The sequence below is a fragment of the Photorhabdus heterorhabditis genome (genome assembly GCF_001280945.1).
Classification (GTDB): Bacteria; Pseudomonadota; Gammaproteobacteria; order Enterobacterales; family Enterobacteriaceae; genus Photorhabdus; species Photorhabdus heterorhabditis.
Genome location: NZ_LJCS01000226.1, coordinates 1 through 546, shown reverse-complemented (window position 1 = coordinate 546; position 546 = coordinate 1). Strand labels below are relative to the sequence as shown.

The 546-nt window shown below is 54.4% G+C and carries 1 protein-coding gene; it reads left to right on the top strand.

Annotated features, from left to right (window positions below):
• Nucleotides 1–546 (top strand): filamentous hemagglutinin N-terminal domain-containing protein (locus AM629_RS21465; protein ID WP_152912074.1); only part of this gene is annotated, 546 nt, incomplete at both ends.

Genomic DNA, 546 nt, shown 5'->3' with positions numbered 1-546 from the left:
AACCCCGAACTGCACTCACCGGCAGGGCGGTATAACTCAGTGGCAGGGAAATATACGCCGGTCACTGCTGCGCTGATTGCACGGGCATTAACTCATGCGCCTCAACTGACCCTAAACGTCTCAGAAGTGGAAGGCGAAGTCCCGGGGATCACACTGGCGGATAAATACACCCGGATCACCGCGAAAAACAATCGCCCGATTATTCATATTGCGGCACCTAACGCCCGGGGTGTTTCACATAACCGTTATCAGGCATTGAATGTTGGCACGTCGGGACTGGTATTGAATAACGCGACTCAGGATACACAGTCTCTGCTGGCGGGGAAAATTGGCGCGAATCTGAACTTCACCGGTCAACCGGCTGAGCTGATTATTCATGAGGTGGTGGGCACGATGGCCTCAAATCTGCAAGGGCTGCAGGAAGTGGTGGGGCAAAAAGCCGCGGTTTTCATCACTAACCCGAACGGCATCACCTGCCAGGGTTGCGGCTTTATCAATACCCCGGCGGTCACCTTATCCACCGGGAAACCGGTGTTTGATAAAGCG